This is a genomic window from Halomonas cupida, assembly GCF_900142755.1.
GTDB lineage: Bacteria > Pseudomonadota > Gammaproteobacteria > Pseudomonadales > Halomonadaceae > Halomonas > Halomonas cupida.
In genome coordinates this window covers 156,663-174,552 of the sequence record NZ_FRCA01000010.1, presented here as the reverse complement: position 1 = coordinate 174,552, position 17,890 = coordinate 156,663, and the positions used below count along the sequence as shown (strand labels likewise).

Here is a 17,890-nt window from a genome sequence, read left to right as displayed (position 1 = left end):
GGAATCCAGATGGCCAACAAACTCAGTCTGCAAGTCATTCTGGATACGGTGGATCGGGCCACCCGCCCGCTGAAGAAAATCTCCCAGGGCAGCAGTAAAACTGCCGAAGCGCTCAAGGCCAGCCGCGACCAGCTGCGCCACCTCGAGCGCGCCCAGAAGGATCTCCGTGGTTTCCGCAACCTCAAACGGCAGGCCGAAACATCCAGCCGTGCCCTCGAGGAGCAGCAGCAGGAGATCCGTGATCTATCGCGGCAGCTCAAGAATGCTGAGGGCGATACCAGCGCACTGACGCGCAAGCGGGATGAAGCCATCCGCCAGGCACGCCGCCTCAGCCAACAGTACGAGAGCGAGCAACGGCAGCTCCAGCAGCTGCGTACCAACATGACTCGTGTTGATGGTGTGACAGGCAAGTTCAGTGACCAGCAGCGAGAGTTACAGCGACGTATCCAGCAAGCCAACCAGGAGATGCAGCAGCAACAGCGGCACCTGGGAGAGATCGCCCGAAAACAACGTCTCGCTGCCGATGCCTCCCGGCAGTTCCATCGAGGTATGGGCCGAGCAGGGCGCATGCAGGGTGCTGGTGCCGGCGGATTGGCCACAGGCGGTGCCGCACTGTATGCCGGTGCCCGGATGTTGGCACCAGGTATCGACTACGGCGCACAGATGAGTGCTGTTCAGGCGGTTGGCCGATTCGAGAAGAACGATCCCCGCTTCCAGGCACTGAAGGCGCAGTCGCGGGAGCTGGGTGCTTCCACTGCATTCAGCGCTACCGAAGTCGGCGCTGGTCAGGAGTTTCTGCTGCGCGCCGGCATGTCGGCAGAGGCAATCAAGGCATCAATGGGTGATGTACTCAGCCTTGCGCTGGCCAACAACACTGAACTCGGCCGAGCAGCCGATATCGCTTCCAACATTGCCGGTACCTTCAAGATTGATATGGAAGCGGAAGGATCCATGGGGCGTGTGGCCGATATCCTCTCGGGCTCTGCCAGTCGTGCCAACGTCGACCTTGAAATGCTCGGCGAGACAATGAAATACCTTGGTGGCGCGGAAGATCTCGAACTGACCATGGAACAGGCTGCTGCCATGGCTGGCCTGATGGGGAACATCGGTATCCAGGGAAGCCAAGCTGGTACCGCGATGCGTGCGATGATGAATCGGCTTACCGCACCCGCCAAAGAAGGTGCGGACGCAATGGCTGCAATCGGCTTACAGGTCGCCGATGCCAACGGAAATATGCGTGCCATGCCGGATATTCTGCGCGACATCAACGCGGCCACAGCTGATCTCGGCAATGTCGAGAGAAAAGCCATTCTGCAGAAGATCTTCGGCGCCGAAGCCGGGTCCGGTATGGCCGAACTGGTCAATGGCATGAGCAGTGGCAAGCTCGATGAACTCATCGCGTCATTGGGCGAGAACTACGGCGAGAATGCCCGTATGGCCGCCACCATGAGTGACAATATCAAGGGTGACCTCAAGGGACTGGGCAGCGCCTGGGCAGAAATCGGCATCACACTCACCGAGACCAATGAAGGGCCCCTGCGTGGGCTGGTTCAGATGGTGACAGAGGTGATTCGTTCCATTGGTGCATGGATGAACGAAAACCCCGAGCTGACGGCACAGATCGCTACGGCAGTGGCTGGTGTTGTCGGTCTCGTCGCCGCCGGCGGTGCTTTGACCCTCGCGCTGGGCTCATTGCTCGGCCCAATAGTATTGACCCGCTACGGGTTGGAGATGATGGGCATCAAGGGCGGTGGTCTCGGCAAGGTACTCAAGAGTATTGCCACCCGTGCCATCCCCATAGTCATTGGCGCACTGCGCATGCTGGGCGCCGCCGCCATGGCAAATCCCATTCTGGCAATAGCTGGCCTGATCGCGGCTGCTGCACTGTATATCTGGACAAATTGGGAGACTCTCGGCCCCAAATTCATGGCCCTCTGGCAGGGCATTCAGAACATCCTCGGTGCCGCCTGGGAGAGCATCAAGGCGGCATTTGAAGGCGGCATTGCAGGTGTCTCTCGCCTGATTCTCGACTGGTCCCCCGCCGGCCTGATCTGGCGAGGGATCACTGCCGCGCTGCAGCAGCTTGGCATCGATGTTCCGGCCGGATTCACTTCTCTGGGTGGCGCCATCATTGACGGCATGATCGGTGGTATTACAGGCGGGCTGGGTCGACTGGGCGATACCATCACCAACATGGCCGGGAGTGTCGTCAGTTGGTTCAAGGAAAAGCTCGGTATCAACTCACCTTCGCGGGTGTTCGCCGAGTTCGGTGGCAACCTTCTGGAAGGGTTGATCAACGGCATCGACGCCAGTTGGCAGACACTGCGCGATGCCATCGGCAACACGGCCGACGCAGTGGTTGGCTGGTTCAAGGACAAGCTGGGGATCCACTCCCCCTCGCGTGTGTTCGCTGAGCTGGGTGGCCACACCATGGATGGCTATCAGCAAGGGGTGCAGCGTAGCGAGCGCGGACCGCTCGATGAGATTGCTGCCTTCGCGAAGCGCATCACCCAGGCGGGTGCAGGGATCGCCCTCGGAGCGTTGGGCACCACGGCTGCAACTGCCGGAGTGCTGGACACTGCCACGTTTGCTGACGTCCCCATTGATCATCGGCCGCCATTGTCCTCTGTCGGCAGCGGGAATGTGACGATCACTGTTGGAGATATCAATGTCCATCCCGCTCCAGGTATGGACGAGCAGGCTCTGGCCCGCTATGTCGCCGCCGAAGTTCAGCACGCCCTCAAGCGTGCCGCTCGCGAGCAGTCCGCTCGTCGGCGCAGTGCCTTCCACGACACCGAGTAGGAGACGCTCCAATGATGATGGCCTATGGCTTGTTCGTGTTCGCGCTGGACACCGCCAGCTACCGGGAACTCCAGCGCCGGACCTCATGGCGCCATGCACCGCAAAGCCGAGTCGGGCGACGGCCCGCCCGGCAGTTCCTCGGACCTGCAGAAGACACCATTACGCTCACTGGCACCTTGCTGCCTCACTTCACTGGTGGCCAACAGAATCTGGACTACCTGAGAGAGATGGCCAACCAGGGCGCTGCCTGGCCACTTATCGAGGGCAATGGCAGCTACTACGGCCTGTTCATCATCGAAGGCATGAACGAGGGGAAAAGCCACCACATGCGCGACGGTAGTGCGCAGAAAATCGAGTTCGACCTCTCTCTCCAGCGTATCGATGAGGACAGTGGCAATGCCCTCGGCCGACTCGGCAACCTGACCGCCCGGGCGCTGACAGGAGCGCTGGCATGACGGCATGGTTTCTCCAGCAGCAAGGTCGCCCGGCCAGAGTGCCCAGTTACGACATATCACTGGCCGGTCAGCGGATCAGTCCTGAACTTGGCGCCAGGCTGCAGTCTCTCCGGCTGACTGACAACCGCGGTCTCGAAGCGGACCAACTCGATATCGTGCTCGAGGATCACGATGGACGTCTCGACCTACCCACTCGAGGTGCCGAACTGCGGCTCGCGCTCGGTTGGAAAGGTGACGGCCTCATCGACCGTGGCACCTACATCGTCGACGAGGTAGAGCACTCTGGTGCCCCGGACACTCTCACCATTCGCGCTCGCTCTGCTGACATGCGAAAGGATCTCCCCGGCAAGCGTTCGCAGAGCTGGGACAAGATCACCGTGCGCGACATCATTACCACCATCGCCGAACGGCACGACCTTGAACCCAAGGTATCCGAGGGCCTGGCTGGAATCCGCGTGCGGCACATTGACCAGACCGATGAAAGCGACCTACATTTCCTGACCCGTCTGGCCGAGCGCTATGATGCGGTGGCCACGGTCAAGGCAGGAAATCTGCTGTTCATCGCAGCTGGGCAGGCCACCACCGCCGGCGGCACAGAGATCCCGCCGATCCAGCTCTATCGTCAGGTTGGTGACACACATCGCTATTCCGTTACAGACCGCGATGCGTATACCGGCGTAAAGGCATTCTGGAACGACACGGCCGGCGCCGAGCGCAAGATAGTGATCGCCGGGGAAACCGAGAATCTGAAAAGCCTGCGCCCGACCTACGCCAGCGAGAATGATGCCCTAGTGGCGGCCAGCGCCGAGTGGCAACGGCTCCAGCGAGGTGGTGCTGAATTCAGTCTGGAGCTGGCCGAAGGACGGCCAGACCTCTATCCAGAGACCCCGGTGTGGCTGATCGGGTGGAAACCACAGATCGACGCCACGCCGTGGTTGATCACTGAAGTGGTTCATACACTTAATGAAAGTGCCTACACCACGGAGCTAACCATGGAAGTGAAGTTTAACTCGACTAGAGCTAGCTAGGATTCGTAAACTCCTTTCCATTTAGAATATTACAGAAAGTGCGATCTATTGGAATTACTAGTACGCCGCACTATTTATCAAAATTAAGCTATCTTTCCAACGTTGCGATATTAGCCACCTCCGGACAAATATTTTATAATATAAAAATAGCAGAAGCGGCTTTGAATAGGCGCGATTTAGAGATTCTAAGCCACATGTAAGGTGCACAGTTCATCGCAAGTCACTTGCCATATCTGCAGCATCGAAATAAGTAGCCAGCCCTTCACCGTAAACAACGTTTTCATATACAGAATAGACAAAACCAAGATCACTACTATCCATATTATTATATCTACTTTTCAAATCACCCAAAGAAATAGTCAGTGCTTCGACATAAATCTTGGCTATTTCATGGACGGACATATTCTTAGTAATAAAATAAAAATAAAAAGGAGGGAACCTGGCATTAATCTCATCATGTAAATCTTGACTCCATTCATTTCTCATTCGCGAGAACAGCCCAAAGTCCTGATAACGCAACACTGACAAGTAAAACAGAAAGAAAAAGTGTACTCTCGAACTTCTAGCAGTGGCCATTGAACCTCTAAAATGCAGCATAATCTTTTGAACATCCCTTAGAGACAGAGAAAAAGTTTTGCAAATAGCAATAAATTCAGAATGATGCGGCTCAAGATCACCACCTACCGAAAAAACACAATATTTATGTGGAGCCACAACACCATTTTCATTCGCCGGCCACATGGCGCTATTGTGCGACTTATTCCTCAACTCAAAATTCAATTTAATTAAGTTTGAAGCATCAATATTTCCCAAAGACATTTTTGACCAGCCTTCAATGTCATCATTTTTAAGCTGATAAGTGACATCGAAGAACCTTTTTAAGTACCGATGCGAATCAAACCCACTACCATATACAGCTCGAATGGAATGAGCGAGTTGATTGGTATCAGTAGCAATCACGAACTTGCATCCATCGACATCGAAGAGATGTTTTACTCTCTCAAGAAGTTCAATAGCGTACGTTGGACGGCAACGATCAAGCTCATCAATAAAGATGTATATTGGTGCTCTCTCGCCACATTTGTTATATTTTTCTTCTGATACCGCACTAATTAAACCAGAAAGATCAGACTTGAATTCATCAACTACCTCTGATGCTTTAGAACTATTATCAAGTAGTTTAGTAACAGCAGATTCTGCAGCAGAATAACCGGCATCTGTTATCTTATCAGAAACTTCATCGAGGTCGGTTGCCAGTGCTTTTTTTATCAGTCCCTTAAGTAGCAGTTTCCCTACTTCTGGCCCTGCCTTAACAGCTACTTGAGCAGATTTTCTTATAAATCCTGCAGCTGCTTCATTGATTTTTTCTGACACAGGAGATTGGTTAACCAATTGGTCTCTAATAGCTGAAACCAAGTCAAAAAATGGCTCGCCAGAATAGTCAACTTTCCAAGCGTTAAAATAAATCGTCCCCCGACTTTCTAAAAAACCTTCATGCCATTCACTAACAAAATACGTCTTTCCGAACCCCCAAGGCGCATCTATATTCATTACCTTTGCATCATCATCACCATCTAGAAATGTGGTTAAAAAGTCAGCAATAGGCTTTCTATTCAGACGGTCTCCATCCCAAGCACTCATACCTGCCACTCCCCAAGTTCTTTAGGTATTGATCTATGATGAACTACCACTCCACGCACATCGCTCGGTTTGGCAAACATACCTTGTCCGCCACCGGCAGGAATCAGTCGAAAGTTCCCACCAATACGATGGCTGCGGAACAATCGCAATTGTCCCTCAACGTCCATCACGGCCAAGTCCCCATGCTGAATAGGTCGACGTTCATCCACCAACATCAGGTCGCCTTCCTGAATCTCGCCACCGATACCCGCCTCATCGGAGACCTCGACCAGAAAGCACTCTGGCGGAATCTCACGGAAGCCCAGTGTTGAGACACACGGATTGGTAAGGCCCGGAAATGCCGGGCCAAGATAGTCGACTCGCATTCCAGTTTCCTACGAAGAAGCCTGCTCAGAATCAGCCTTTGGAGAAGCGGTAAAATAGTTTCCGTTCTTGCTCCAAAACTGGAGATTGCCTTGGGAGTCAATTACAAAATATTCACCAAATTCATTATTAGGCTTCTCAAGCCTGATGTTTCCATCATCAGTTCTCGATTCAACCATACTGGATGAGCTGGTGCTAAGGTCTGCATAGACCTCATCAATGAACGATTCACCATCTACCTTGTAAGCAACAAGAAGGTGGGGGAATCCTCTACCGATGAACCACGACCCCATTATTTCTTGGTACTCTCCTGCTACATCAAAATCCTGAAGAGCCTTGTACTCGTCAGGAGTAAGTCCAAGGATCACGACGTTGAGAGTGGGATTGTAATGAGTGGTTCCCCAATAGGCGCTGTCTGATGGCTGGCTGTCCAAGCGGTAGCCAATGAAGGTTCGTTCAACCTCTTCGTCATCCATTGCCTTGATCGACCTTCCAATCTCTTCAAGCTGATCTTCGCTCACACGTTCGTGGAGGACAACCTCAACTGTTCGTTTGAATGGAGCATTAACTTGATCGGATATCACTTCATAGTGATTCGATAAATCTTGATGTGTTGATGAGGCTGAATCTACTGACTGGTTGCCTTTATCGTCCTGACCAGTTACCGATGTCTCGCCAGATAATCCGAATGCAAGTGACAAGGCTACCAATCCAGAAAAAAGTCCTAGCACACCTCCCAAAAAGTGCCGAAGAAACGCGCCTTTTCCCATCTTGGCTAGTCTTTTTGAAACGAACCACCACACACCAGCAAAGACAGCGACAAACACCATCAATAGCACGTTGTCATTCATCAGAATGTTCCCTTGCGTAGTTATGCTCTCTATTGAGAGTCTCTGTTTTAATCGGGCGATCTATGTCGCCCTGATCAATATCACGAAATACTACCGATCTTCACCACACACCGCCCGAGCAGCTCGACGGCCATCATCTTGTCCGGGGGGATCATCTCCGGCTGGTAATGGCTATTGTCGCTGATCAACACCCAAGCCCCACCGGCAACCCGCTGTACCCGCTTGATACGCCGTTCGCCATCCACCAGCAGTAGAAAGACTCCCTCCGGGCGATCCGGGCGATCACTGCGATCCACCAGCACCCAGTCACCGTCAGCCAGTGTCGACTCCATGCTGTCGCCACGCACTTTCACGCCAACAATATGGGCGGGGTCTAGCCCCTGGGCAGCCAGCTGTTCTCCTTCGAAATACAGGGTGGACTCAATGTTCTCTTGTTCAAGCGAGCGGCCATCCCCAGCCGCTGCCTCAATGTCGTACATCGAGATAGCACATAGCCCCTCGCTGGGAGATGCGCTGATCGACAAGCCCTGAGACCCGGTTGGTGCGTTTCCTGACTCACGTGGTCCCTTACCGAGAATCAGCCAGTCAAGGCTCACGCCATGGGTCACAGAAAGTGAAATACACTCATCGATAGGTATGGAGCCACGTTTGCGCCAATTGCTCAGAGCACTGGTGGATTTTCCAAAAATTTTTGCCAGCTTGTAGTCAGAGTCAACCTCCAGAACCTCACGCATCCTCTGCATGATCTGGTCAGTGATAGCTAACTTTTCGTGACTATTCGCCGATTCAATAGGCATTATCAATCGCCATAAAGTTGACCAATCCCCATAAAGGGGCATATGCTCCTGAACGTCTACTAGCGTTACACAATGGAGCTTACCCCATGCCCGCTGTTGCGTCTTCCCCCACCCGGAGCCCGCGCGGAGTCACAAAGCCTGTCGCTGCGCGCCTTCTGCCGAATGAGCGTTCTGAACTTGAGTCGTTGGCGGAACGAGAAAGCAGATCTTGTAGTGCCATGCTCCGCCTCGTATTTCTGCGCGGCCTCGAAAGCTATCGCCGCGACACCGAAGTTGCCTCCTGACCCGCAAAAGGAAAGCCGCCATGCATCAGGACACCCGTCGCATCCGTCAGCGCTATGCCGCTATCAACCTTGATGAGTACGAAGCCAAGGTCATCGACGCTCTCGTCGATTACACCGGTATCTCGAAAGCCACGCTGCTACGGCAGCTCGTGCTCAAGGAGGCACTCGAAACACTCGGTGTCAGCGACATCATCACCCCCAATGTCGCTCAGCGTGCCCAGTGAAGGCAGACACAAAAAAGGTCCTCAAGGAGCACCCCATGCCCAAAGAGCTACATCTTGCTCTGGATGCGGAGCTGGAAAGCCACCTGGAAGCTGTGCGCGATCAGCAGGGCCTTGAGTCACTTGACCAGGCTGCCGAATGGCTGATGCGCCGCCGACTACGCAAGGGAACGATCGGACTCACCGGAAGAGGGCGAGCGCTATACCCCATCAACAATCAAGGAGGTAGCCGGTGAGGATTATCTGCCCGCATTGCCAGTCGCGCACCTATACCCGCTCAAGCCGACGACTGGTGCCGGTGCTCACCGATGTGTATGCCCAGTGCACCAACCCCGAATGCGGTTGGGCTGGAAAGTTGCAGGTCGAGGTAGTGCTGACCACCTGCCCCAGTCGCAACCCCAATCCCGAGGTGGATATTCCTCTCGAGCCTCGCAGCCGCCGTGTGCTGCTGGATCAACTACAGCCTCAGATCACCTGACAGCCCTTCTACAGGAGAAACCCTATGAGCACAGTCGTGCCTATTACTGCTGCCCGCCCCCTGCAACTTGACCCAAACAGCATCGCCGGAGAGCAGTTGTGGAAGCTGCGTGGCGAGTCTCGCGACGTGGCACTCGATGGGTGCATCGAGCACCTGATGATCAACCATGACATGACGGAGCGCAGTGCAGAAAACACGGCTATGCGAGAAATGGCTGCAGTAGAGACCATCACCAGCCTGGACAGCATCGATATCAGTGTCACCACTACCAGCACTCTGGTCCTCAACAGAAGCGATGGGTACCGCGTCTTTCTGACGGTTCGTGACCTGCGTGAACTGCTCAAGGGTAAGGGTCTGGTAGCCGGAAACAAGGATAGCGGCCGCCTGTTGCTTCTTTCCCGTCAGTAACCCCTTCCCGATTTCACTACCCCATCCACGCCGTCAGGAGGTGCTGCATGCCAGCTTCAGTACATCAGTTGCCCACTCCGAAAGCGCTGCCGCTCGTCCAGCCTGACCGTGGTGATTGGGGCGCACTGCGCGCCGAGTTGCATAAGCGATGTGCCGATCAGGATCTCGCCGAACTCTGGAGAGACATGGCCCCCGGTGAGCGTCGCACCCTGCTGGCCAGCGCCGCTATTCCTCAAGCTGATCGCGATATCCGGCAGGCCATCGAGGATATGCCCAAGCCCCGTCGGGACGCCATTCGCGCCGCTATCCATCGCATGAGCCAGTATGCCTCTCGCCTTCGCGAGCGAATGGATGGCGAGCGTAAGCACCCGAGTCGCGACCTTGCCAGCCATGCCCGTGAGGCACTGGCCGAGGGCAACACTGAAGGGGCCCTGCATTGGATCTCCATGATCGAGCGAGGCGTGGCATGAAGGCGGTGGAGCAATCCCTGCAGTTCGGCAACCGCGAGTGCCACCTCTGGCGCCAGGAAAACTTCTGGGGGCCGTTGCCCACCCTGGCCGAGGACCTTGCTGCCGGATTCATCTATGTGGCAAACCGTCATGGCAATGCCGCCGGCAATCGCTGGCTTCGTCGCAAAGCCAGTGATCTGGTTGAACCCACACAGACATATCGCCGATTCCAGACGATCGCGAAGGATCTCGAGCAGGGCTTCCACGCTCTGGTGCAGCGCGCCCCGACAACCATCCAGGGGCTGCACGATGGTTGCGCGTGGCTGGCCAGCGTAGAAGAACGCCTCAGCATCGGTGCTTTCAACTGTACCCACGATGACGATGCCCTGGTCAATCACGCCGAGGCTCAGGCTCGCGCCATCGACGATGAGCGCAACCGGCTGATCAGTGGCATTGCCGAGCACAATCGCCGCCAGCGTCTGGGTTTGCTGCCGCCTCCGATGAAGCTGAAGCGGATCTCCGGCAACTCCTTGTCTGCCCAGCACCGCGCCATGGCACGCCTTATCGCCGAGGCCCGCAATCCCCTGACTCCACCTCCGGGCGGCATCCCCCTGATGGCTGTGTTCAAGTGGCAGCCCGCGCCCAAGATGTCGCTCGCGGTGGCCAATGAAATGGCCCTCAACAAGGCCAGAGTTCGTGCTCGCCTGCATGGCATCACGCCGCCGCCAGTGAACGGGCCAGCCGATATACAGCTGGCTCGCCTTACCTGTTCCAACTGGTGGCGTCGCAAGTTGCGCCGTCTCGCGGGTCGACGCCTCGAGCAGGTCCAGCGCGAAGCCCACCGCGTGCACAAGCGTGCTGGCATCTACTGCAGCGACATGACCATCGAGCGTCGCCGCCAGCAGAAGGTGCGTAACCGCGCCCTGCTCGAAACCCTCGAAGCCATCAATCAGGAAGGTCAGACCTACACCCTGGCCGAATTGGCCGAGCTGGGTCTCGCCAACCCGGACCATCGTCGCGCAGAGCTGATGCTCCGGATCCGCGACACAGAAGTCGAGGCGCGCCGGCTTGGTCACGTAGGCATGTTCTACACCGTGACAACGCCCAGTCGCTTCCACCCGGTCATTGCCCGGAGCTGCCACAGGAACCCGAAGTACAACGGCGCCACGCCGCGTGAGGCCCAACAGCACCTGCAGCAGCTATGGGCAAAGGTCCGCGCACGGCTCGCCCGTGAGGAAGTGGGCGTCTATGGCATCCGCGTCGTTGAGCCCCACCACGACGGCACACCGCACTGGCACATGCTGGTCTGGATGAAGCCCGAGGCAGAGGCCACCGTTACCGCAACTCTTCGCGAGTATGCCGAGGAAGCGGACCCCGAAGAGCTGTTCGACCGCTGGGGCAAGACCAATGCCCGCTTCGATGCCAAGCGCATTGACTACACGAAAGGCACGGCCGCCGGTTACGTCGCCAAGTACATCAGCAAAAACATCAATGGCGAACAGTTCATGGACGCGGACAACTACGGCCGTGACATGAATGACAGCGCCCCTCGCATCGAGGCCTGGGCGGCGGTGTGGGGCATCCGCCAGTTCCAGTTCTTCGGCCTGCCGAGCGTCACGGTGTGGCGCGAGATCCGTCGCCTCAATGAGCAGCAGGACGATCATGTTGCTGACTGGGAGGCCGCCACCCGGCCTGACCTATCAGCGTCCGAACGATTCCATGCTATCCGCAAGGTCGCCAATGCCGGCCAGTGGGATCTGTTCCTGCGCCTGATGGGCGGCCCGAACCTGCCCCGGAACCAACGTCCCGTCAAACCCTGGACAGTCCAGCGTATGGATACCAGTCGCCCCGAGTTCAGCCATGCCACTGGTGAGGCCTCCAGCGATATCAAGATGCGCGGCCGCTATGGCGAAGGCATCAAGGCGACGGTTGGTCTGGTGGTCAATTCTGGCCGTGGTTCCGTCTCCGAATACCTCACGCGCGTGTACCGCTGGGAGATTCGCTCCCGCATGGCACGTGCGGAGGGCACCTCGGGACCCGGCGAAGCCGGGGCCCCTTGGACTTGTGTCACTAACTGTACGCAGGTCGATATCACTCCGCGCACGCCGCCGCCGGAAATCCTCCGGGAGCAGGCCGAAAGGTTGGCCGACTGGCTGCGCATCGAGAACGAAAAAGCCGACGAAATCGACCTCGAAGCCCGCTATGCCCGCGCCGAGACGTTCCGGAAAGCCCGGCATAGCCCTATTGCCCGTGAAGCTCTCGCCCAGCGCGGGATCTTCCTCGAACCGGCTCCCGTGGAGCCAGAAGAGTATTTCCCCATCTGAGCAAGGAGAACGACATGCACACACAACATCACACCAGCCACACCGTCCCGCGCGGCGTCCTGCAGGATGCTGGCGAGTTGGCCATCTTGAACGAGGAAAGCGGCCAGGTGCGCCACCGTTTCGCCATGGTTGTTGCCTTCGACAGCGAGGAAGCGTTGCGCAGCGCCCTCGAGGAACATCGCTGCGAGTACCGGGATAGCCAGGCTATCCAGGAGCGCATCCATGAGTGACCGCCTCTACATGGTGCTCGACCCGCTGGGTCGAGCCGACCCCTACAGCACTGCCACCAGCCAGGGCATGGCCATGCAGCGCTTTGCCTCGCGCCGTGCCGGCCGCCCGGTGAGCTCTGCTGTTGCCTGGCTGCTCTGGTTCCGCCTGTGGAGCCGTGGCTATCGCATCGCCTATCACCCCGCTATCCCTGAGAAGGAACTCGCCAATGGCTGATATCGCCGACATCGCCACCGAACTGATGGAACGCCGCATGGAAAGTGCCATGGCCACCTGTCGCATACCGGACACCACGGCTGCCAATGATGAGTGTGAAGAGTGCGGCGGTGAGATCCCCGTCGCACGTCGCAAGGCAGCACCCTGGGCGACCACATGCATTGAGTGCCAGCAGATCATCGAGGAGAAGCGCCGCCATGTCCGATAGATACCGGCCTCCCCTTCGCACGCCACCGCCCAAAGAGCAGAGAGACAGCAACACCATGAATAACGCGAAACCGACAGCGGGCGAGATTACCGAAGCGGTGGAGGAAGTGATCAGGACCGCGAGACTCAAGATGGACGATGAATTGATCCAGATTGCGGTCCTCAAGTCGGCAGCGAGCCAGATCGAGCACATGCTGGCCGCCGAATCGCTGCGCCAGGCAATGTACAACGCGCTGAACAAGCGGGTGTGACCATGACGACTACAGCATGTGATGACCAGTTCGCGCCGGAACCGAGCAACCGTCAACGCCTCGAGGTAACCCAGCAGCTTGACGAATACCCCGTGGGAGGGAGATCACAACTGTCAGCACGGGCACGTCAGACCATTGCGGAACTATGGCGTCAGTGCAGTGAGCTGCGAGCGGAGCGTGATGCACTGGCGGCTCATGTGAAGCGGTTGAAAAGATCGGCAAGCGAGCTGGCGGCATACACCGGTGTTCCGGGTGTTCTGCCTGCTGACACCAAGCGGGCGTATGAAGCGTTCAAGGCCGCACCCGAAACCAGTCTCGCCAAGCACGACGCCGAGTTGCTCGAGAAGGAAATTAACGAGTTCGCCGAGGAGATCTGGACGGAGATGCTGAAGCATCACCGAGCTATCAAGGTCCTGCCACTGAGCATGGCAAGGACTTACCTGGATCGGCGAATGATGGCCGAGGGAGGTAAAGGGTGAATGAGCTGGCTCTTTTCGCGGGCGCTGGTGGCGGAATTCTCGGTGGCCACCTCATGGGGTGGCGAACAGTCTGCGCCGTTGAACGTGATGCCTACGCAGCACAAGTTCTGGCGCAGCGACAGAATGATGGAGCCCTGCCAGCTTTCCCGATTTGGTCTGACGTGTGCAGTTTTGACGGAGCGCCATGGAGAGGCCTTGTTGACGTGGTATCGGGCGGATTCCCGTGTCAGGACATATCCGTTGCTGGGACCGGCGATGGTTTGGAGGGTGAGCGTTCCGGACTCTGGGAGGAAATGCGGCGGATCATTGGCGAGGTACGACCATCACTCGTCCTCGTGGAAAACAGCCCAGCTCTCACTTCTCGAGGGCTCGGCCGTGTTCTCGGCGACCTGGCCGAACTGGGGTTCGATGCGGAATGGGGAGTGCTGGGAGCAAGCGACGTGGGTGCCCCACATCGCCGCAAGCGAATCTGGATTGTGGCCCACACCAACAGTTTACGGGAACCACAACAAGCCAGGAGCCAGCAAGAATGCAGGCTGGGGGTTGAGCAGTGCAGTGAAGCTATGGCCAACACCCACAGCCAGTGCCAGCAAGGGATCCAGTGCGGGAGCCTTGCTGCGAAAGGACGGACGGAGCCGGATCAACGACCGCCTCGATCACAAGATCATGCATTTGGAGGGTGGCCAGTTGAACCCAGCGTGGGTCGAGTGGCTGATGGGGTGGCCCATCGGGTGGACCGAATTAAAGCCCTTGGTAATGGCCAGGTTCCACGAGTGGCAGCGGCAGCATTCAATCACCTGGCCGGACGGGACTGAGGTGGCAGCATGATGAATCAAGAGCAAACGGTGAAAGGGAGGGGCATGGCTCGAGCTGCCGCCATGCTGTGTCGAGATCCGGTCTTCCAGCTTTATCTCGATCGTCGCCGGCGCCACAAGTTTGACCTCACAGAGCAGCAACTGCCCGACGGTACACACAACGAGCAAGATGCCCGCGACTGGCTTGTCGCAGCCTGCAAGATCCAGAGCCGGGCAGAGCTCGACCATAACCGGCAGGCAGAGCAGACCTTTCGAATCATTCGTAACCGTTTCAACCGCTGGAAAGCGAGAAACAAGGAGGCATCATGAGCACAGAGAAAAGCCAACAGGAACTCGATCAGGCATTGTCTGACGCCCTTTCCAGGGTGAGAGCAGGTGTTGATCCTTCCATGGTGGAGTTGCCAGATACGGTGGTGTTTCCGAGACTGATTCCAGCGATGCCAGCCACTGCCCGCAAGGCGAGGTCCACTGGCACTTTGCTGGGTCGTCCCGGGCCTCGATTCATCAAACGAGGCCACTTGGTGAGATATCGACTATCTGACGTGTATGCCTGGTTGGAAGCCAGCGAGAGCTATTCGAGCACTGCAGAGGCGTCGGTGCGCTCAAGACTGGCCTGACCGGACTCACGGAGCCTTGTTCCCTGCCCGATCCGAGCGAACAGCTGCACAGCATTGCGCTTATGATCGGGCTGGAGATGAGCGTAGTACTTGATAGTGGTCTGGATGTCGGAGTGCCCCATTAACTTACTGACAGTCAACAGGTCGACTCCAGCCATAACCAACTGACTCGCAAAGTTATGCCGTAGGGTATAGAGCACAAGACCAGCGGACATCCCACCCAACTTACAGACTCGATCCCAGGGAACTCGCATAGCAGTGCTGGCCATTCGACGCCCAGTGACGGGTGAAGGGAAAACAAACCCATCACCCGGCTTCCCCTTCTGTTCCCACCAAGTCTTGAGCACCAATGTAGCGGCATCCGATATCGGGAATGTTTGAGGCTCAGGCTTCTGATGGGCAGTCTTCTCGATAATTTTACGGATCGTGCCCACTTCCAGATTGAGATGCGACCACCGTAGCCCAAACAGATCTCCAGGCCGGAACCCGGTGTAATACATCGTCTGCAGCCAAGGAACCGCATGATCCACATATGTCACAGCATCCAAGTCTGGAAGATACCCCTTCCCATGGACTCGACTTTTGCGCCGTTGTGATCGTTTCTCTTCCTGGTAAGCATCAAGGCCAGCAAAAAATGCATCGACTTCGGAAGCCTCAAGATATCGACGCCCTTCATCAGATTCGAGATCTTCGCTGGTCAGCGCTGGCTTGTGCAGGCGAACACCCTTGATCGGATTCTCAGGAATTACGCCACGTTGCGCAGCATGATTGAGCAGAGTCTGAAGAGCCCCATACGAGCGCTTCAACGTCGCGAAGGACGGGGGCTTGAAGTCGTCATCGTCATCCGCCGGAGCAGTTTCCGCATTCGACTGCCATTGCTCGACATCACTGCGAGACAGGTTGGACATGGGTCGGTCCATCCACTCTGAAAAAGCCCCCTCGATTCTACGAAGCGTCGACTTACCATCCTTGCGCCGTCGCTGATGATCGGCATAGTCCTGCTCCAGGTATGCCCGGAGCGTCTGCTGCCTTTGATGCTCCGCGTGTGCGACTTCCCTTTCCTGCATAGAGCGAGGATCTTCCCCTCGAGCGATGAGCGCCACAGCATCACGCGCGATCTCGCGGGCCTGGGCAGCGGTCAACTCACCATATCGACCCAACGTGAGCACCCTGCGTTGCCTCTTCGAGTTGTAGTAGGATAGGCGCAATGCGAGGCCACGCTGCCCAGCACGTATGTGGTAACCAGACAGCTCGGAGTCCCATACTTCATCCCCATTGGGGAGCTCGCGGGAGAGTCGCTCCAGAGCGCGCGTGGTGAGTTTCTCAGTGGTTTTCGACATGCCCCATCCTAGGTTCCGTATAGGTTCCATGCGTAGGATAAGAGGGGATGTAGCGAGCAACAAGCGGAATAGCAGAACGGCACATAACCCACTGTTTTACCTTATACAAACCTATACGAGCAAAGCCGAACATATCCCAACTTTTCTAGGCTAATAGCCTTCGGGAGGCAGAGGTCGTAGGTTCGAATCCTGCTACTCCGACCAGAAATCATAGAAAAAACGGCCACTTAGCAAATCATCGCAGTGGCCGTTTTTCATTGTGTCCCTCTCCTGTCACGCATCAACGTCCCTCTGACATATTTCCAGCCGTAAACCTCTACGACAGGCATTACGGTCAAACCTGACACTCAACCATCACCCTACTCTGGTCATTGACTCGGGCGGCTCAACCGAATCACTCGACCAGATCTCCTGAGGTCTACAGGGGAAGATGAGCGTACCCAGCGGCACCATAAGTGATGCCCCGGCCAGTACGAGAAACAGCGTGACAAATCCTTCTCCCGTAGTGTGCGACCAGGCCACCAGTGGTACTGCGATACCGCTCATACCGAAACTCAGCACATAGCGCGCTCCGTATACACGAGAGCGCCACTCCTCCGTTGAGTACCGCGCCACGATGGTGTCGTTGATCGTGACATTGGCGAAGATCAGGAACGTCAAACCCGCCGCGGCCAACAGCATCACTCCATCGTGCCCCCAAGCCATGCAACCCAGTAGCGGAACCTCAAGCACCAGTGGCCACAGACAGTATTTGATGGGCATCCGGTCGAGTGCTCGCCCGGTCAACAGCTGAGCCATGGCCCCGATACTGAAGATGGCACTCACCATCAGCCCCACCCAGACAGCATTTCCTTGAAGAAAGGCCAGACGCTCATCCAGCACCTTGGGCAGCGCTATGGTGAAAGCGTTGAACAACAGCCCTCCGGCAATCGTTATCACGGCAAGACCAATCAGAGCACGCAGGAGGATTCCAGACGGAATGCTACGCGCTGCTGCCCGGCCTCGCCCCGGCCCGGGCCTGGCGGCCTGCTCCTCCGAAACGATAGTCGCGAACAACAGGCCGCAGAGGATCACCAACACGCCAGGTACGAGAAAGGCTGCCCGCCACCCGAAGACCTGAACCAGGCCGCCGGTGATCAGTGGGGCAAACGCCACGCCAAGATTGCCGAATACACCATTCCACCCAACAGCACGTCCAATGCGCTCCGCATGAGAAACCAGCAGCCCCGTGCCGACGGGATGGTAGATCGAGGCGAATACGCCAATCATCGTCAAGCCTGTCGCCAACATCCATACCGAGGTGCTCAAGCCAACAAGGACAGCGGAGGCACCAATCCCTATATGGAAGACAATCAGCATACGGCGGCGACTCCACCGGTCGCCCAACCAGCCGGACGGCAATGCCCCCAACCCGAAGGCCACGAACCCTCCCGTTGCCAGAGCCAGCATCTCACCATAGGAACGCTGGAACACCTCGGTCATTGCCAGCACCGCCGTGGGGTACAGCAGCATGAACATGTGATCGAGAAAGTGGGCGGTATTGATGAAGCCGATAACACGGCAAGAATGATGCATGGGCCTCCCTCGTGTCCGGTCCGCAGCAGAGCAATCAATCGCCGCGTTCGAACAAGGGTAG

General features: G+C 56.9%; 22 protein-coding genes. 16 read left to right on the top strand and 6 right to left on the bottom strand.

Going from position 1 to position 17,890, the window contains the following annotated elements:
* Positions 1-9 precede the first annotated feature (9 nt).
* From BUE38_RS17370 to BUE38_RS17360, 3 genes are read left to right on the top strand one after another with little or no spacing between them, the layout of a single operon-like run.
* Positions 10-2,802: a phage tail tape measure protein gene (locus tag BUE38_RS17370; RefSeq protein ID WP_073436499.1), complete on the top strand. Its 2,793-nt coding sequence runs from the start codon at positions 10-12 to the stop codon at positions 2,800-2,802.
* 11 nt (positions 2,803-2,813) lie between these two features.
* Positions 2,814-3,257 (top strand): phage tail protein, encoded by a 444-nt coding sequence (locus BUE38_RS17365; protein ID WP_073436498.1) that lies wholly within the window; start codon positions 2,814-2,816, stop codon positions 3,255-3,257.
* Entirely contained in the window at positions 3,254-4,285 is a 1,032-nt protein-coding gene (locus BUE38_RS17360) for a phage late control D family protein (RefSeq protein WP_073436497.1), read from the top strand. The genes BUE38_RS17365 and BUE38_RS17360 overlap by 4 nt, the downstream gene beginning before the upstream one ends.
* 210 nt (positions 4,286-4,495) lie before the next feature.
* Here BUE38_RS17360 and BUE38_RS17355 read toward each other — a convergent pair whose 3' ends face one another.
* The 4 genes from BUE38_RS17355 to BUE38_RS17340 all read right to left on the bottom strand — a co-directional run bounded on the left by BUE38_RS17355 (position 4,496) and on the right by BUE38_RS17340 (position 7,874).
* On the bottom strand, positions 4,496-5,926 hold the full coding sequence (locus BUE38_RS17355; RefSeq protein ID WP_073436496.1) for a KAP family P-loop NTPase fold protein: 1,431 nt from the start codon (positions 5,924-5,926) through the stop codon (positions 4,496-4,498).
* The gene (locus tag BUE38_RS17350; RefSeq protein WP_073436495.1) at positions 5,923-6,291 is read right to left on the bottom strand and encodes a S24 family peptidase; all 369 of its coding nucleotides are present in this window, start codon (positions 6,289-6,291) and stop codon (positions 5,923-5,925) included. Before BUE38_RS17350 ends, BUE38_RS17355 begins: the two co-directional genes overlap by 4 nt.
* A 9-nt stretch (positions 6,292-6,300) precedes the next feature.
* Positions 6,301-7,140 (bottom strand): ECF transporter S component family protein, encoded by an 840-nt coding sequence (locus BUE38_RS17345; RefSeq protein WP_073436494.1) that lies wholly within the window; start codon positions 7,138-7,140, stop codon positions 6,301-6,303.
* Between the two features lie 80 nt (positions 7,141-7,220).
* On the bottom strand, positions 7,221-7,874 hold the full coding sequence (locus BUE38_RS17340) for a LexA family transcriptional regulator (protein WP_255320820.1): 654 nt from the start codon (positions 7,872-7,874) through the stop codon (positions 7,221-7,223).
* A gap of 367 nt (positions 7,875-8,241) precedes the next feature.
* Between BUE38_RS17340 and BUE38_RS17330 the strand changes: the two genes are divergently transcribed.
* From BUE38_RS17330 to BUE38_RS17270, 13 genes are read left to right on the top strand one after another with little or no spacing between them, the layout of a single operon-like run.
* Positions 8,242-8,445, top strand: coding sequence for a hypothetical protein (locus tag BUE38_RS17330; RefSeq protein WP_073436491.1), 204 nt, complete (start codon positions 8,242-8,244; stop codon positions 8,443-8,445).
* A gap of 35 nt (positions 8,446-8,480) precedes the next feature.
* Complete coding sequence (locus BUE38_RS17325) at positions 8,481-8,678, top strand: hypothetical protein (RefSeq protein ID WP_073436490.1); 198 nt, start codon at positions 8,481-8,483, stop codon at positions 8,676-8,678.
* The gene (locus BUE38_RS17320; RefSeq protein WP_073436489.1) at positions 8,675-8,920 is read left to right on the top strand and encodes an ogr/Delta-like zinc finger family protein; all 246 of its coding nucleotides are present in this window, start codon (positions 8,675-8,677) and stop codon (positions 8,918-8,920) included. The genes BUE38_RS17325 and BUE38_RS17320 overlap by 4 nt, the downstream gene beginning before the upstream one ends.
* A 24-nt stretch (positions 8,921-8,944) precedes the next feature.
* Positions 8,945-9,328, top strand: a complete 384-nt coding sequence (locus BUE38_RS17315; RefSeq protein ID WP_073436488.1) for a hypothetical protein — start codon at positions 8,945-8,947, stop codon at positions 9,326-9,328.
* Between the two features lie 47 nt (positions 9,329-9,375).
* Entirely contained in the window at positions 9,376-9,798 is a 423-nt protein-coding gene (locus tag BUE38_RS17310; RefSeq protein ID WP_073436487.1) for a hypothetical protein, read from the top strand.
* Complete coding sequence (locus BUE38_RS17305) at positions 9,795-12,101, top strand: replication endonuclease (RefSeq protein ID WP_073436486.1); 2,307 nt, start codon at positions 9,795-9,797, stop codon at positions 12,099-12,101. Before BUE38_RS17310 ends, BUE38_RS17305 begins: the two co-directional genes overlap by 4 nt.
* Before the next feature lie 14 nt (positions 12,102-12,115).
* Complete coding sequence (locus tag BUE38_RS17300; RefSeq protein ID WP_073436485.1) at positions 12,116-12,331, top strand: hypothetical protein; 216 nt, start codon at positions 12,116-12,118, stop codon at positions 12,329-12,331.
* Positions 12,324-12,545 (top strand): hypothetical protein, encoded by a 222-nt coding sequence (locus BUE38_RS17295; protein ID WP_073436484.1) that lies wholly within the window; start codon positions 12,324-12,326, stop codon positions 12,543-12,545. Before BUE38_RS17300 ends, BUE38_RS17295 begins: the two co-directional genes overlap by 8 nt.
* On the top strand, positions 12,538-12,753 hold the full coding sequence (locus tag BUE38_RS17290) for a TraR/DksA family transcriptional regulator (RefSeq protein WP_073436483.1): 216 nt from the start codon (positions 12,538-12,540) through the stop codon (positions 12,751-12,753). Before BUE38_RS17295 ends, BUE38_RS17290 begins: the two co-directional genes overlap by 8 nt.
* 55 nt (positions 12,754-12,808) lie before the next feature.
* Complete coding sequence (locus BUE38_RS17285; RefSeq protein WP_143166378.1) at positions 12,809-13,003, top strand: hypothetical protein; 195 nt, start codon at positions 12,809-12,811, stop codon at positions 13,001-13,003.
* Between the two features lie 2 nt (positions 13,004-13,005).
* A complete protein-coding gene (locus tag BUE38_RS17280; RefSeq protein ID WP_073436481.1) occupies positions 13,006-13,482 on the top strand; it encodes a hypothetical protein in 477 nt (158 codons plus the stop codon).
* On the top strand, positions 13,479-14,297 hold the full coding sequence (locus BUE38_RS23535) for a DNA cytosine methyltransferase (protein ID WP_073436480.1): 819 nt from the start codon (positions 13,479-13,481) through the stop codon (positions 14,295-14,297). Before BUE38_RS17280 ends, BUE38_RS23535 begins: the two co-directional genes overlap by 4 nt.
* 9 nt (positions 14,298-14,306) lie before the next feature.
* Positions 14,307-14,606 (top strand): hypothetical protein, encoded by a 300-nt coding sequence (locus tag BUE38_RS17270; RefSeq protein ID WP_084542011.1) that lies wholly within the window; start codon positions 14,307-14,309, stop codon positions 14,604-14,606.
* Positions 14,607-14,868: 262 nt separating this feature from the next.
* Here BUE38_RS17270 and BUE38_RS17260 read toward each other — a convergent pair whose 3' ends face one another.
* Positions 14,869-16,254 carry a site-specific integrase gene (locus tag BUE38_RS17260; RefSeq protein ID WP_073436478.1) on the bottom strand — a complete coding sequence of 462 codons (1,386 nt, stop codon included), beginning with the start codon at positions 16,252-16,254 and terminating at the stop codon, positions 14,869-14,871.
* Positions 16,255-16,608: 354 nt separating this feature from the next.
* Positions 16,609-17,829: an MFS transporter gene (locus BUE38_RS17255; protein ID WP_073436477.1), complete on the bottom strand. Its 1,221-nt coding sequence runs from the start codon at positions 17,827-17,829 to the stop codon at positions 16,609-16,611.
* Between the last annotated feature and the right edge of the window lie 61 nt (positions 17,830-17,890).

Coding starts and splice junctions, on each gene's coding strand:
- BUE38_RS17260 (WP_073436478.1), bottom strand. CDS start 16,254: ATGTCGAAAACCACTGAGAAACTCACCACGCGCGCTCTGGAGCGACTC.
- BUE38_RS17315 (WP_073436488.1), top strand. CDS start 8,945: ATGAGCACAGTCGTGCCTATTACTGCTGCCCGCCCCCTGCAACTTGAC.
- BUE38_RS17340 (WP_255320820.1), bottom strand. CDS start 7,874: ATGCGTGAGGTTCTGGAGGTTGACTCTGACTACAAGCTGGCAAAAATT.
- BUE38_RS17280 (WP_073436481.1), top strand. CDS start 13,006: ATGACGACTACAGCATGTGATGACCAGTTCGCGCCGGAACCGAGCAAC.
- BUE38_RS17370 (WP_073436499.1), top strand. CDS start 10: ATGGCCAACAAACTCAGTCTGCAAGTCATTCTGGATACGGTGGATCGG.
- BUE38_RS17355 (WP_073436496.1), bottom strand. CDS start 5,926: ATGAGTGCTTGGGATGGAGACCGTCTGAATAGAAAGCCTATTGCTGAC.
- BUE38_RS17270 (WP_084542011.1), top strand. CDS start 14,307: ATGATGAATCAAGAGCAAACGGTGAAAGGGAGGGGCATGGCTCGAGCT.
- BUE38_RS17330 (WP_073436491.1), top strand. CDS start 8,242: ATGCATCAGGACACCCGTCGCATCCGTCAGCGCTATGCCGCTATCAAC.
- BUE38_RS17305 (WP_073436486.1), top strand. CDS start 9,795: ATGAAGGCGGTGGAGCAATCCCTGCAGTTCGGCAACCGCGAGTGCCAC.
- BUE38_RS17290 (WP_073436483.1), top strand. CDS start 12,538: ATGGCTGATATCGCCGACATCGCCACCGAACTGATGGAACGCCGCATG.
- BUE38_RS17350 (WP_073436495.1), bottom strand. CDS start 6,291: ATGCGAGTCGACTATCTTGGCCCGGCATTTCCGGGCCTTACCAATCCG.
- BUE38_RS17295 (WP_073436484.1), top strand. CDS start 12,324: ATGAGTGACCGCCTCTACATGGTGCTCGACCCGCTGGGTCGAGCCGAC.
- BUE38_RS17345 (WP_073436494.1), bottom strand. CDS start 7,140: ATGAATGACAACGTGCTATTGATGGTGTTTGTCGCTGTCTTTGCTGGT.
- BUE38_RS17255 (WP_073436477.1), bottom strand. CDS start 17,829: ATGCATCATTCTTGCCGTGTTATCGGCTTCATCAATACCGCCCACTTT.
- BUE38_RS17285 (WP_143166378.1), top strand. CDS start 12,809: ATGAATAACGCGAAACCGACAGCGGGCGAGATTACCGAAGCGGTGGAG.
- BUE38_RS17365 (WP_073436498.1), top strand. CDS start 2,814: ATGATGATGGCCTATGGCTTGTTCGTGTTCGCGCTGGACACCGCCAGC.
- BUE38_RS17325 (WP_073436490.1), top strand. CDS start 8,481: ATGCCCAAAGAGCTACATCTTGCTCTGGATGCGGAGCTGGAAAGCCAC.
- BUE38_RS17310 (WP_073436487.1), top strand. CDS start 9,376: ATGCCAGCTTCAGTACATCAGTTGCCCACTCCGAAAGCGCTGCCGCTC.
- BUE38_RS17360 (WP_073436497.1), top strand. CDS start 3,254: ATGACGGCATGGTTTCTCCAGCAGCAAGGTCGCCCGGCCAGAGTGCCC.
- BUE38_RS17300 (WP_073436485.1), top strand. CDS start 12,116: ATGCACACACAACATCACACCAGCCACACCGTCCCGCGCGGCGTCCTG.